Below are 13695 nucleotides of genomic sequence, written 5' to 3' on the forward strand. Positions count from 1 at the left end.
GGAAGTGTTTATCTTATAAATTTGTGCGAACGGGGCCGATTCGCACCTATAGCTAAAAAACTAAGTCAAATCAGTGACTTTAAGGCAAATCCTTTGCTTTACGCGAGCCTGATTTTCAGATTATCGCCAGGTGAGAAACAAAAAAAACGGCTCCTGCAGGAGCCGCTTTTCACACTACTTTGTCTTACATCGCCTTAATCTGCGCGTGCATCTCCTGAACGGAGATGACCTGCTCCGTCGGGTCAGCATTCAGCGCCATCGCGGTGGCGAAACCGCCATTCAGCGTGGTGTCATAGTGCACTTTATACTGCAGAGCACTGCGGCGAATCAGCTTCGAATCTTCAATCGCCTGGCGTCCTGCCGTGGTGTTGACGATATAACTATATTCGCCATTCTTCAGACGGTCCTGAATATGCGGACGACCTTCATGCACCTTGTTCACCAGACGTGGGTTAATTCCCGCCTCGCCCAGCACAACCGCCGTGCCGTGTGTCGCATCCAGCTCGAAACCAAACTTCTGCAGCTTGGCCGCCAGGTCGACGATACGTTTCTTGTCGCCTTCACGCACCGACAGCAGCGCACGGCCCGACTTCTTCATGTTGCTCTGTGCGCCCAGCATCGCTTTAGAGAAGGCCTCAGCAAAGGTGCGGCCCACGCCCATGACTTCACCAGTCGAACGCATTTCCGGTCCAAGAATCGGGTCAACGCCCTGGAACTTGTTGAATGGCAGTACGACCTCTTTCACGGAGTAGTAAGGCGGAATCACCTCTTCGGTAACGCCCTGCTCTGCCAGCGTTTTGCCTGCCATCACGCGTGCGGCCACTTTCGCCAGCGGCACACCGGTCGCTTTCGAGACGAACGGCACGGTACGCGCGGCGCGCGGGTTAACTTCGATCAGGTAGACTTCGTTGTCTTTGACCGCGAACTGGACGTTCATCAGGCCGCGGACGTTCAGCTCGAACGCCAGCTTCTCAACCTGCTGACGCATCACATTCTGAATCTCCTGATTCAGGGTGTAGGCCGGCAGTGAACAGGCGGAGTCACCGGAGTGAACGCCAGCCTGCTCGATATGTTCCATGATGCCGCCAATCAGCACCCGCTCACCGTCGCAGATCGCATCCACATCCACTTCGACCGCATCATCCAGGAAGCGATCCAGCAGCACCGGCGCATCGTTAGAGACGGAGACCGCTGTCTGGAAGTAGCGCTTGAGGTCGGTTTCGTCGTAGACGATCTCCATGGCACGGCCGCCCAGTACATAAGAGGGACGCACCACCAGCGGATAGCCCAGGCCAGCGGCTTTCTCAACGGCCTGCTCCAGTGTCGCAACCGTGGCATTGGCTGGCTGTTTCAGGCTCAGACGATCGACAGCCTGCTGGAAACGTTCACGGTCTTCAGCACGGTCAATAGAGTCCGGGCTGGTGCCGATAACCGGCACACCTGCCGCTTCCAGCGCACGCGCCAGCTTCAGCGGGGTCTGACCGCCATACTGCACGATCACGCCTTTAGGCTGCTCGATACGGACGATTTCCAGCACATCTTCCAGCGTCACCGGCTCAAAGTAGAGACGGTCGGAGGTGTCATAATCGGTCGACACCGTTTCCGGGTTACAGTTGACCATAATGGTCTGGTAACCATCTTCACGCAGCGCCAGCGCGGCGTGAACGCAGCAGTAGTCGAACTCAATACCCTGACCGATACGGTTTGGCCCACCGCCCAGAATCATGATCTTATCGCGATCCGTCGCCGGATTGGCTTCGCACTCCTCTTCATAGGTGGAGTACATGTAAGCGGTATCGGTGGCGAACTCGGCGGCGCAGGTATCCACACGCTTATAAACCGGGTGCAGGTTAAACTGCTGACGCAGCTTGCGAATTTCGCTCTCAGCCACGCCTGCCAGCGCCGCCAGCCGGGCGTCGGCAAAGCCTTTACGCTTCAGCGCACGCAGGAAGGTCGCATCCAGGCTGTTTACCCCTTCACGAGCCACCTGGTCTTCCAGCCGGATCAGCTCTTCAATCTGCACCAGGAACCAGCGGTCAATGTTGGTGAGATTGAAGACGCCATCGACCGACATCCCGGCGCGGAACGCGTCAGCGATATACCAGATACGGTCTGAACCGGCATCTTTCAGCTCGCGGCGGATGCGGGTCAGGGCTTCCGGGTCGTCCAGATGCACTTTCGGGTCGAAGCCGTGCGCGCCCACTTCCAGGCCGCGCAGCGCTTTCTGTACGGACTCCTGGAATGTGCGGCCAATCGCCATCACCTCACCGACCGATTTCATCTGGGTGGTCAGGCGGTCGTTGGCACCGGCAAATTTTTCGAAGTTGAAGCGTGGAATTTTGGTGACCACATAGTCAATCGACGGCTCAAATGAGGCGGGCGTTAAACCACCGGTGATGTCATTCATCAGCTCATCGAGAGTAAAGCCGACCGCCAGCTTGGCCGCAACTTTCGCAATCGGGAAGCCGGTCGCTTTTGAAGCCAGCGCAGAGGAGCGAGAGACGCGCGGGTTCATCTCGATAACAATCAGGCGACCATCTTTCGGGTTCACCGAGAACTGGACGTTAGAGCCACCGGTTTCCACACCGATTTCACGCAGGACCGCCAGCGAGGCGTTACGCATGATCTGATACTCTTTATCCGTCAGCGTCTGAGCGGGGGCGACCGTGATGGAGTCACCGGTGTGAATCCCCATCGCATCGAAGTTTTCAATCGAGCAGACGATGATGCAGTTGTCGTTTTTATCGCGAACCACTTCCATCTCATACTCTTTCCAGCCAATCAGCGACTCATCAATCAGCAGCTCATTGGTTGGTGAAAGGTCGAGGCCTCGTTCACAAATCTCTTCAAACTCTTCGCGGTTATAGGCGATGCCGCCACCGGTGCCGCCCATGGTAAAGGAGGGACGGATGATGCAGGGGAAGCCGACATCTTCCGCCACGGCCAGCGCTTCTTCCATGGTGTGTGCGATACCGGAACGGGCTGTGTCCAGCCCGATGCTTTTCATCGCGACGTCAAAGCGACGACGATCTTCTGCTTTATCAATGGCGTCTGCAGTCGCACCAATCATGGTCACGCCAAACTCTTCCAGCACGCCCTGACGCTCCAGCTCCAGTGCGCAGTTCAGCGCAGTCTGGCCGCCCATAGTCGGCAGTACGGCATCCGGACGCTCTTTTTCGATGATTTTGCGCACCACTTCCCAGTGAATGGGCTCGATATAGGTGGCATCGGCCATCTCAGGGTCGGTCATGATGGTCGCCGGGTTGGAGTTCACCAGGATGACCCGGTAACCCTCTTCACGCAGCGCTTTACACGCCTGCGCACCGGAATAGTCAAATTCACAGGCCTGACCGATCACAATCGGACCGGCACCAAGAATCAGGATTGATTTTATGTCTGTACGTTTTGGCATGAATTAGCTCCTGATTACTTCGCTTGCAGACGGAAGGCGTCAATCAATTCAATAAAGTGGTCAAACAGCGGCGCAGCATCACCCGGTCCCGGGCTGGCTTCCGGGTGTCCCTGGAAGCTGAAGGCTGGCTTGTCAGTGCGGTGAATGCCCTGCACCGTTTTATCAAACAGCGAAATGTGGGTGACACGCAGGTTCGCGGGCAGATCGTTCTCATCGACGGCAAAACCGTGGTTCTGGGCGGTGATCATCACGCGATTATTGTCGAGATCCTTCACCGGATGGTTGCCGCCATGATGGCCAAGCTTCATCTTCACGGTCCGGGCTCCGCTGGCCAGCGCCAGCAGCTGATGACCCAGGCAGATACCGAACACCGGAATCTCGGTTTTCAGAAAGGCCTGAATCGCGCTGATGGCATAGTCACATGGCTCCGGGTCACCCGGGCCGTTGGAGAGGAAAATGCCATCCGGATTCATCTTCAGCACCTCTTCCGCCGGTGTCTGAGCCGGTACGACGGTCAGACGGCAGCCGCGGTCAACCAGCATACGCAGAATGTTGCGCTTGGCACCGTAATCGTAAGCCACCACATGATAAGGCAGAGATTCCGCTGAGGATTGTTCCGGCAGGCCACTGCCCAGCGTCCAGCTGCCCTGCTGCCAGCTGTAGGTTTCCGTCGTGCAGACCTCTTTCGCCAGATCCATCCCTTTCAGCCCGGGGAACGCCTGGGCTTTCTGCAGCGCCAGCGCGGCATCCGGATTATCACCGGCGATAATGCAGCCATTCTGAGCGCCTTTCTCACGCAGCAGACGCGTCAGCTTGCGGGTATCGATATCGGCAATGGCCACAATGTTGTTGCGCTGCAGGTAAGCGGAGAGTCCCTCTTCGCTTCGGAAGTTGCTGGCAATCAACGGCAGATCGCGGATGACCAGGCCCTGAGCATGAATCTGGCTTGATTCTTCATCAGCGGCGTTGGCACCGACATTACCGATATGGGGATAAGTGAGAGTAACGATTTGGCGGGAATAGGAAGGATCAGTGAGGATTTCTTGATAACCGGTCATTGAGGTGTTGAAAACGACTTCCCCCACTGCCGACCCCGTTGCCCCGATGGCCCGACCGTGGAATTGGGTTCCGTCTTCCAGAACCAGGATTGCTGACTTAATCAAAACATCCTCCAGGGAATAAACAGTCATAATATCTGCATATTAATTCAAAATAGCCGCCTGAATCAATGCAAAAACCGCCTGAATTGTCGATTTTTGGCAAATTGCGCGCATTCTAATGATCACCCTGGGGCTTGTCTACCCTGAGGCCCATTTTTTTCATCTTTATCTGACTTATGAGGCCAGAAACGGGCTTAAGCGGTAAAAACAGGAGAAAACCCGGCCGAATAATCGTTTGCCAGGCAGTAAAAATAAGAACGCGAGGCTGTCAGGCTGATTTTTTTGACCAAATGGTCAAAAATGGCATCTTAACGGAGATAAAACGCACAGAAAGTGATAAAAACAGATAGTTTGATCTGCTTTTACATCATAGCGAGGATTTAAGACAAAATTAAGGGCAATAAAAATATTGCCCTTTTCCAATCAATTGGTTAACGATTGAAATAACCACATCACGATGGTTCACAACACGCACAACATCACAGATCCAGCACATCCCGCATATCAAACAGGCCTGCTTTCTTCTCTTTCAACCATAATGCCGACTTAACCGCACCTTTTGCGAAGGTCATACGGCTTGAGGCCTTGTGGGTTATCTCAACCCGTTCGCCAATATCCGCAAACATAGCCGTATGCTCACCGACGATGTCCCCGGCGCGCACCGTGGCAAAACCGATAGTCTGAGGCTGACGTTCGCCGGTGTGTCCTTCGCGCGTATAGACCGCGTGCTCATCCAGTTTCCACTGCATCGCATCGGCAATCGCTTCACCCATCGCCAGTGCGGTGCCCGATGGCGCATCCACTTTGTGGCGATGGTGCGCTTCAGTAATCTCAATATCCGCATACTCCCCCATCACGCTGGCGGCTTTCTCCAGCAGCTTCAGCACCAGGTTAACGCCCACACTGAAGTTTGCGGCGAATACAATGGCGATATCTTCTGAGGCGGCGCGAATGGCTGCTTTGCCTGCGTCATCGAACCCTGTGGTGCCGATCACCATCGCTTTGCCGTGCTCACGGCAGATCGCCATATACTCCAGCGTGCCTTCCGGACGGGTAAAGTCGATCAGCACATCAAAGTCATCAATCACTGCACGTAAATCGTCAGCAATCAGGATGCCGTTTCTGCCGATGCCCGCTAACTCTCCGGCGTCGCTGCCGGTCAGCGATGAACCCGGACGGGCGAGCGCAGCACCCAGCTCCACGCCTTCTGCCTGCTGTGTCGCCTCAATCAGATTACGGCCCATACGGCCCGGCGCGCCCACAACGGCAATGCGGATATTCTTCATATTTATTCATTCCTAAAACAAAACTATGCATCCAAAGCGTCATCAGGTTAACGACGAGTTAACAGTCACGCCACTATTAATCAGGGATAATAAGAATTTTATGCCAGCCGCCTGCGATTATCAGTAAAAGCAATCGCCATGGCAAAAGATGGGCTTTTCATCGGCCGATAAAAACAAAAAAGGCCGAACAGAGTCGGCCTTTTTATCAGGATTAACGTGCGGTTACTGCACGTTGCGCACCTCGACGCGCAGCTCTTTTGGCACTTCAAAGACGATGTTCTCTTCACGGCCAATCAGCTCGATCGCGGCTTCGCCGCCCAGCTCACGCAGTCGCTGAATCACCTGCTGCACCAGAATATCGGGCGCTGAGGCACCGGCGGTGACACCGATACAGGCCACGCCTTTGACCCACTCTTCCTGAATATCATCAGCAGAGTCGATCAGCTTCGCCAGCTTACCGGCGCGCTGCGCCAGTTCAGCCAGACGGTTCGAGTTGGAGGAGTTCTTCGACCCCACCACCAGCACCACCTCGGCATCTTTCGCCAGGGTGCGAACCGCTTCCTGGCGGTTGGTCGTGGCATAGCAGATATCATCTTTACGCGGCCCGATAATCGCTGGGAAGCGCTGACGCAGAGCATCGATGATGTCTGACGTATCATCCACTGACAGCGTGGTCTGCGTCATGAAGCTCAGGTTGTTTTCATCCTTTACCGTCAGCCGGAAAACATCTTCCGGTGACTCGACGAGATACATCCCGCCATTGGGGTTGTTGTACTGCCCCATGGTGCCTTCCACTTCCGGATGACCCGCATGACCGATCAGTATCGCCTCAACGCCTTTACGGCTGGCACGTGCCACTTCCATATGCACTTTTGTCACCAGCGGACAGGTTGCATCAAACAGCATGGTCAGATTGCGCGCTTTGGCTTCTGCACGCACCGCCTGCGAAACACCGTGCGCGGAGAAGATCAGAATCGCGTTATCCGGCACTTCACTAATCTCTTCAATGAAGATCGCCCCGCGCTCACGCAGGCTGTTGACCACGTAACGGTTATGCACCACTTCGTGACGCACGTAGATGGGCGCGCCATACATCTCCAGCGCGCGCTCAACGATACTGATGGCGCGATCAACGCCGGCGCAGAAACCGCGCGGATTAGCTAACAGGATTTGCATCGTTCGCCTCCAGTGCCGGATCGATCTCCAGCACCTCTACATCAAACTGAATACGATGACCTGCCAGCGGATGGTTAAAATCCACGGTGATCGAGTCACCGGAGACTTCACGGATCACGCCTGGCATTTCACTGCCGCCCATGCCGCTGAACAGCATGATGGCCCCCACTTCCGGTTCACCGGCATCGATAAAGTCACGACGCGAGAAATACTGGATCAGGTCAGGGCTGACGCCACCAAATGCCTCTTCCGGCGCCAGAGTGAACTGTTTAGTTTCACCCGCTTTCAGCCCCAGCAGTGCCTCCTCCAGTGCCGCAGAGAGGCTGCCATCACCGAGACGGAACAGCGCAGGCTTACCGTTTGCACGGGTCGATTCCGCCGTCGAGCCATCTTCCAGCTTCAGCGTAAAATGCACCAACACCGCGCTGTCGCGCTGTACGGACTCAGTCATCACTTACCCTTTCTGTTTAGCCTGTTTGCCGTTCGGGCTGAAAAAGCCCTCCAGCACCACCAATGCGGCACCAATACAGATGCCGCAGTCAGCGATATTAAATGTAGCGAAGTGCCAGTTACCGACATAAAAATCGATAAAATCGACCACAAAGCCATGCCAGGAGCGATCAAATAAATTGCCTATCGCACCGCCGATAATCAGGGCATACGCGATGTTTGAAATCTTCTGGCTGGCCTGATTGCGATACATCATCAGCACCAGTGAAACCACGATCGCCAGCGCAATACCGGCAAAGAACCAGCGCTGCCAGCCGCCTTTGTCCGCCAGGAAACTGAACGCCGCGCCATAGTTATGCGCATAGAACAGGTTCAGATAAGGCATCAGCGGCTGCGTTTCATGCAGCATCATGTTGTTCATCACCCACTGCTTACTGGCGAAGTCGACAACGATGACCACCAGCACCAGCCACAGCCAGCGCAATCCGGTTGAGAGAATAGGTTTACGCATCAGGCAAATTCACGCTGTTCACCGTCACCGGCTACGTTAGTGTAACAACGACCACAGACCGCAGCGTGCTCCGGATTCTGGCCGACGTCGGTAGTGTAATGCCAGCAGCGCTGACATTTCTCGCCTTCCGCCTTGTGCAGCGCAATTTTCAGACCTTTCAGCAGTTCGCTCTGCTGCGCTTCATCGTTTGCCAGCGCGTAATCAGCTACCTGGGCACCCGAGGTCAGCAGCACAAAGCGCAGCTCGTTGCCCAGCGCCTGCAGCTTAGCGGCCAGCTCCGCATCGGCATAGAGCGTCACGGTGGCTTCCAGTGCGCCACCGATACGTTTGTCGGCACGCGCCTGCTCGATGACCTTGTTGACTTCGCCACGCACTTTCAGCAGCTCAGCCCAGTAGGCATCGTTCAGGGCTTCATCTTCCGCCAGGCCAAACAGACCCTGATACCACTCTTCGGTGAAGACATACTGCGCGCGTTCGCCAAGCAGATAGCCCCAGATCTCATCCGCGGTAAAGGACATGATCGGCGCCATCCAGCGTACCAGTGCTTCAACGATGTGCCACAGCGCGGTCTGACAGCTACGACGCGCCAGGCTGTCGCCCTTCGCGGTGTACTGGCGATCTTTGATGATGTCGAGATAGAAGCTGCCCATCTCCACAGAACAGAACTGCATCAGGCGCTGGATCACTTCATGGAAATCGTAGTTCTCATAAGAGGCGACGATATCGGCCTGCGCCGCCTGCGCACGTCCCACGGCCCAGCGATCCACCACGACCATCTCTTCCGGTTTCACCAGGTCGGTGGCCGGATTGAAGCCGTTAAGGTTTGCCAGCAGGAAGCGGGCGGTGTTACGGATACGGCGATAGGCATCGGCGGAACGCTTCAGGATTTCATCGGAGACCGCCATTTCACCCGAATAGTCGGTTGATGCCACCCACAGGCGCAGAATGTCAGCACCCAGCTTGTTCATCACATCCTGCGGCGACACGGTGTTGCCGATCGATTTCGACATTTTGCGGCCCTGACCATCCACGGTGAAACCGTGTGTCAGTACCTGACGATAAGGCGCTTTACCTTTCATCGCGGTGCCGATCATCAGCGAGGACATAAACCAGCCGCGATGCTGATCGGACCCTTCCAGATAGAGGTCCGGCGCCTGTCCTTCGAATTCCGGACGGGCATCCACGACAGAATAGCTGGTTGACCCGGAGTCGAACCAGACATCCAGGGTATCCGGAACCTTGACGTAATGATCGGCGTCATCGCCCATCAGCTCACGCGGATCGAGATCCCACCAGGCCTGAATGCCATCCTGCTCAACACGCTGTGCCACTTTCTCCATCAGTGCCAGGGTATCCGGGTGCAGCTCTTCGCTCTCTTTATGAACGAACAGCGCCATCGGCACGCCCCAGGTACGCTGACGAGAGATACACCAGTCCGGACGGTTCGCCACCATCGATTCAATACGCGCCTGACCCCAGTCCGGGATCCACTGCACGCCTTTGATCTCTTTCAGCGACTGCGCACGCAGGCCTTTCTGATCCATGCTGATGAACCACTGTGGCGTGGCACGGAAGATGATAGGCGTTTTGTGACGCCAGCAGTGCGGGTAGCTGTGCAGCAGTTTTTCAACGTGCAGCAGCGCCTGCTTCTCTTTCAGCAGCTCAACGATCATATCGTTGGCTTTAAAGACGTTAACCCCATCCAGCGTCGGGTAAGTACCTGGCAGATACGCGCCATCTGGCCCGACCGGGTTAGCGGTTTCGATGCCATATTTCTGGCCGATCACATAGTCATCCGGGCCGTGGCCGGGTGCCGTATGGACCGCACCGGTACCGGCATCCAGCGTGACGTGTTCGCCCAGCACCACTTTCGACTGAATCTGCTCAAGGAACGGATGCTGGAACAGCTGCAGCTCCAGCGCGGCACCTTTGCATTCGCCCAGCACCTGCCATTCGCTGACACCGGCACGCTTCATCACGCTTTCCACCAGCTCTTTTGCCAGGATCAGGGCACGGCCCTCGATCTGGATCAGCTGATAGTCAAATTCCGGGTGCAGAGAGATGGCGCGGTTAGCGGGCAGCGTCCACGGGGTGGTGGTCCAGATAACCAGTGAAATCGGGCTGTTAACCGTGGTGACGCCGAACGCCTGACGCACCGCGTCGGCATCGACGGCGTTGAACATCACATCAATCGACGGTGAGGTCTTGTCGTAATATTCCACTTCCGCTTCGGCCAGGGCAGAACGGCAATCCAGGCACCAGTGCACCGGCTTCGCGCCTTTGTGCAGGTGACCGTTGCCGATGATTTTACCCAGCGCACGGATGATGTTGGCTTCCGTGTTGAAGTCCATGGTCAGGTAAGGACGATCCCAGTCGCCCAGTACGCCCAGACGGATAAAGTCCGCTTTCTGGCCTTCAACCTGTTCTGCCGCATATTTGCGGCACGCTTCGCGGAATTCTGCCGCCGTGACTTTCTCGCCCGGCTTGCCGATCATCTGCTCAACTTTATGCTCGATAGGCAGACCGTGACAGTCCCAGCCCGGCACATAGGGCGCGTCATAGCCCGCCATGCCTTTCGACTTAACGATAATGTCTTTCAGAATCTTGTTAACTGAGTGACCGATATGAATGCTGCCGTTCGCATAAGGAGGGCCATCATGCAGGATAAAGGTTTTTTTCCCCTTTTTGGCTTCGCGGATAACGCCATACAGGTTGTCGGCATACCAACGTTGCAACATTCCCGGTTCGCGTTTGGCCAGATCGCCACGCATCGGGAATCCCGTTTCCGGCAAATTCAGGGTAGATTTATAGTCACTCATCAGATTCTCGATTCCGTTTTTCGCTCAGGTTAAAGCAGCCCAAAGAACTGCCGGGCCGTTACCACATCATTCGCAATTTGTTCTTTCAACGCCTCCAGTGAGGCAAAGCGCTGCTCGTTTCGTATTTTCTGTTTCAGCACCACATCAATGTGACGACCATAAAGATTGATATTGATGTCGAGCAGGTGAACTTCAAGCTGCTGGCGTAAACCTTTTACCGTCGGACGGGTGCCGATGTTCGCCACGCCCGGCAGCGGCTCCGGCGTCAGCCCTTCCACTTCCACCGCATAGACCCCTTTCACCGGCGACACGCTGCGGCGTAAAGGCAGGTTGGCGGTTGGGAAGCCCAGCGTGCGTCCCAGTGCATCACCGTGCACGACGCGGCCGGAAATCGTGAAAGGATGGCCTAACAACGTCTGCGCCAGCGCTAAATCATCGGCGGCCAGCGCCTGACGCACGGCGGTGCTGCTGATGCGCTTTCCGCCCTCACAGAAGGTTTCGGTGCTGATAACCTCGAAGCCATACTCCACACCGGCTTTCTGCAATAACCGGAAATCCCCCTGGCGACCGGCGCCAAAGCGGAAATCATCGCCCACCGCAAGGTATCTGACGTCGAGCTTTTCAACCAGCAGGTCGCTGATAAAACGCTGGGCGGATAACGCCGCAAAGCGACGGTCAAATCGCACGCAGAGCACTTTATCGACGCCGGCTTCAGCCAGGTAGCGCAGTTTTTCACGCAGGCGCGTCAGGCGAGCCGGGGCTTTATCGCCAGCAAACAGCTCCAGCGGCTGTGGTTCAAAGACCATGACCACCACCGGCAGATTACGTTTGCGTCCCTCTTCACACAGCCGGGCCATCAGTGCCTGATGCCCGCGGTGTACGCCATCGAAATTACCAATGGTCAGAACGCAGCCGCGATGCTGCTCGTTAAGATTATGAATACCGCGGATAAACTTCATGGCTGACCCAAACCGGTGGAAATCGGCGGATTATACCCTTGAAACCGGTTCAGGTTAACCCGTCAGCACGCCTTTCATGCTTAACGCGCTGCATTTCCTGTTACAGAAGCACGTGTTGAGAATTTTGTCGCGAAATACTGTATTCAGGAAGGCGAAGCTGGTAGAATCTTGCGCCATCAAATACGTAACCGAGTGCTGCTCATAGAGCGACGCTTATTTGCACAAATCCATTGACAAAATCAGGTTGGAAGGGCATAGTCCTCGGCCTTTGATTTGTCTCTATAGAACACATTTGGGAGTTGGACCTTGGCTAATATCAAATCAGCTAAGAAACGCGCCGTAACATCTGAGAAACGCCGTAAGCATAACGCTAGCCGCCGCTCTATGATGCGTACCTTCGTTAAGAAAGTATACGCGGCGATCGCTTCAGGCGACAAAGCTGCTGCGCAGAACGCATTCAATGAAATGCAACCAATCGTGGACCGTCAGGCTGCTAAAGGTCTGATCCACAAAAACAAAGCTGCACGTTATAAAGCAAACCTGACTGCACAGATCAACAAACTGGCTTAATCGCCTGTTGTTTATCGCTTTGTTGAAAGAACCGGCGCTTACGCCGGTTTTTTTTCGCCTGTCATTTGCCGCACCGCCACTCCTCGTGAGGGTGATGCAGGGCGAAAAAAGGAGGCTTTCGCCTCCTCTCTCTTAACGCAGCCTGACCCGTAACAGGCTATATCCCAACACGGCGGAGAGCAGAGAACCGGTCAGAATCCCCAGCTTAGAGAACGTCACCAGCTGCTCATGGGCGGCATCAAAGGCCAGTGAACTGATAAATATCGACATCGTGAAGCCGATACCGCACAGCACGCCGATCGCCATGATATCGCGGATGGTGGTGCCGCCAGGCAATACCGCCAGCCGCAATCTGACGGCCAGCCAGCAGAAGAGCGTAATGCCCAGGGGTTTGCCGATTAACAGGCCAAAGATGATGCCTGCCGGTTCCGGTGACAGGATATCGCCCAGCGTAATACCGGCGAGGGAAATACCGGCATTGGCAAAGGCAAACAGCGGCAGAATCAGCCAGTTCACCCACGGCATCAGGCCGTGCGCCAGATGCTCTGCTGGCGAGTGCCCCTCTCTCTTCTCCAGCGGCACAAAGAAGCCCACGATAACGCCTGCCAGCGTTGCATGAACACCCGACTTAAGGACGGCGGTCCAGAGCACAATGCCCACCAGAATGTAGATCGAGATTTTGCGGACGTTGAAGTAATTCAGCAGGGCCAGCACCACAATCGCCGCTGCCGCCACGCCCAGAGAGAGCATCGACAGGCCGCTGGTATAGAACAGGGCGATAATCACAATCGCCCCCAGGTCATCGATAATCGCCAGCGCCATCAGAAAAACTTTCAGCGCAGCAGGAACCCGGCTGCCGAGCAGGGCCAGCACCCCCAGTGCAAACGCGATATCCGTTGCCGTGGGAATCGCCCAGCCGTTGCGGGCAATCTCATCACCGTGGTTGAAAGCCAGAAAGATCAGGGCGGGCAGCGCCATGCCTCCCAGGGCTGCGATAACCGGAAAGATTGCCTTCTCCCGGCTTGCGAGTTCACCGACCCTCAGCTCGCGCTTCACCTCCAGCCCAATCAGCAGGAAAAACAGCGCCATCAGCGCATCGTTTATCCATAACAGCAGATTTTTGCTGATATCCAGCGCACCAAAGCGGATCTGGACAGGCTCATTCAGTAACGCCTGATAGCCTTCGGCCGTCGCAGCGGTATTGGCGAGGATCATGGCCGCCACGGCTGCCAGGATTAATATCATGCCGTTACTGGCATCACTTTCAATAAAGCTCCTGAGGAGGTTTCTGAGTTTCCGAGGCTTATTCAACGTTTATCTTCCTGATCGGCGAGTGAAAGTGAATAAGTGTA

Annotated in this window: 10 protein-coding genes; 1 reads left to right on the forward strand and 9 read right to left on the reverse strand. The window is 55.7% G+C overall.

The window, feature by feature from the left end; translation table 11 throughout:
* Positions 1-184: 184 nt before the first annotated feature.
* The 8 genes from carB to ribF all read right to left on the reverse strand — a co-directional run bounded on the left by carB (position 185) and on the right by ribF (position 11773).
* Positions 185-3412, reverse strand: coding sequence for a carbamoyl-phosphate synthase large subunit (gene carB / locus HFD97_RS15270; RefSeq protein ID WP_009092204.1), 3228 nt, complete (start codon positions 3410-3412; stop codon positions 185-187).
* A 14-nt stretch (positions 3413-3426) separates the two neighbouring features.
* Positions 3427-4575 carry a glutamine-hydrolyzing carbamoyl-phosphate synthase small subunit gene (carA, locus tag HFD97_RS15275; protein WP_058957748.1) on the reverse strand — a complete coding sequence of 383 codons (1149 nt, stop codon included), beginning with the start codon at positions 4573-4575 and terminating at the stop codon, positions 3427-3429.
* A 476-nt stretch (positions 4576-5051) separates the two neighbouring features.
* A complete protein-coding gene (dapB, locus tag HFD97_RS15280; RefSeq protein WP_009092207.1) occupies positions 5052-5858 on the reverse strand; it encodes a 4-hydroxy-tetrahydrodipicolinate reductase in 807 nt (268 codons plus the stop codon).
* Between the two features lie 222 nt (positions 5859-6080).
* Positions 6081-7034, reverse strand: a complete 954-nt coding sequence (ispH, locus tag HFD97_RS15285) for a 4-hydroxy-3-methylbut-2-enyl diphosphate reductase (protein ID WP_010253724.1) — start codon at positions 7032-7034, stop codon at positions 6081-6083.
* The gene (gene fkpB / locus HFD97_RS15290) at positions 7015-7485 is read right to left on the reverse strand and encodes an FKBP-type peptidyl-prolyl cis-trans isomerase (protein WP_009092210.1); all 471 of its coding nucleotides are present in this window, start codon (positions 7483-7485) and stop codon (positions 7015-7017) included. Before fkpB ends, ispH begins: the two co-directional genes overlap by 20 nt.
* 3 nt (positions 7486-7488) lie before the next feature.
* Entirely contained in the window at positions 7489-7995 is a 507-nt protein-coding gene (lspA, locus tag HFD97_RS15295; RefSeq protein ID WP_009092212.1) for a signal peptidase II, read from the reverse strand.
* Positions 7995-10814 (reverse strand): isoleucine--tRNA ligase, encoded by a 2820-nt coding sequence (ileS, locus tag HFD97_RS15300; RefSeq protein ID WP_167432204.1) that lies wholly within the window; start codon positions 10812-10814, stop codon positions 7995-7997. The genes lspA and ileS overlap by 1 nt, the downstream gene beginning before the upstream one ends.
* A 29-nt stretch (positions 10815-10843) precedes the next feature.
* On the reverse strand, positions 10844-11773 hold the full coding sequence (gene ribF, locus HFD97_RS15305) for a bifunctional riboflavin kinase/FAD synthetase (RefSeq protein ID WP_167432205.1): 930 nt from the start codon (positions 11771-11773) through the stop codon (positions 10844-10846).
* Positions 11774-12079: 306 nt separating this feature from the next.
* Here ribF and rpsT point away from each other — a divergent pair, with 306 nt between their 5' ends.
* Positions 12080-12343, forward strand: coding sequence for a 30S ribosomal protein S20 (gene rpsT, locus HFD97_RS15310; RefSeq protein WP_006117633.1), 264 nt, complete (start codon positions 12080-12082; stop codon positions 12341-12343).
* Positions 12344-12475: 132 nt separating this feature from the next.
* On the opposite strand, the gene nhaA is transcribed toward rpsT, so the two are convergent.
* A complete protein-coding gene (gene nhaA, locus HFD97_RS15315) occupies positions 12476-13654 on the reverse strand; it encodes a Na+/H+ antiporter NhaA (protein WP_033736405.1) in 1179 nt (392 codons plus the stop codon).
* Between the last annotated feature and the right edge of the window lie 41 nt (positions 13655-13695).

The organism is Pantoea sp. EKM103V (assembly GCF_011800365.1).
GTDB classification, from domain to species: domain Bacteria; phylum Pseudomonadota; class Gammaproteobacteria; order Enterobacterales; family Enterobacteriaceae; genus Pantoea; species Pantoea anthophila.

Coding starts and splice junctions, on each gene's coding strand:
- carB (WP_009092204.1), bottom strand. CDS start 3,412: ATGCCAAAACGTACAGACATAAAATCAATCCTGATTCTTGGTGCCGGT.
- dapB (WP_009092207.1), bottom strand. CDS start 5,858: ATGAAGAATATCCGCATTGCCGTTGTGGGCGCGCCGGGCCGTATGGGC.
- ispH (WP_010253724.1), bottom strand. CDS start 7,034: ATGCAAATCCTGTTAGCTAATCCGCGCGGTTTCTGCGCCGGCGTTGAT.
- fkpB (WP_009092210.1), bottom strand. CDS start 7,485: ATGACTGAGTCCGTACAGCGCGACAGCGCGGTGTTGGTGCATTTTACG.
- lspA (WP_009092212.1), bottom strand. CDS start 7,995: ATGCGTAAACCTATTCTCTCAACCGGATTGCGCTGGCTGTGGCTGGTG.
- ileS (WP_167432204.1), bottom strand. CDS start 10,814: ATGAGTGACTATAAATCTACCCTGAATTTGCCGGAAACGGGATTCCCG.
- ribF (WP_167432205.1), bottom strand. CDS start 11,773: ATGAAGTTTATCCGCGGTATTCATAATCTTAACGAGCAGCATCGCGGC.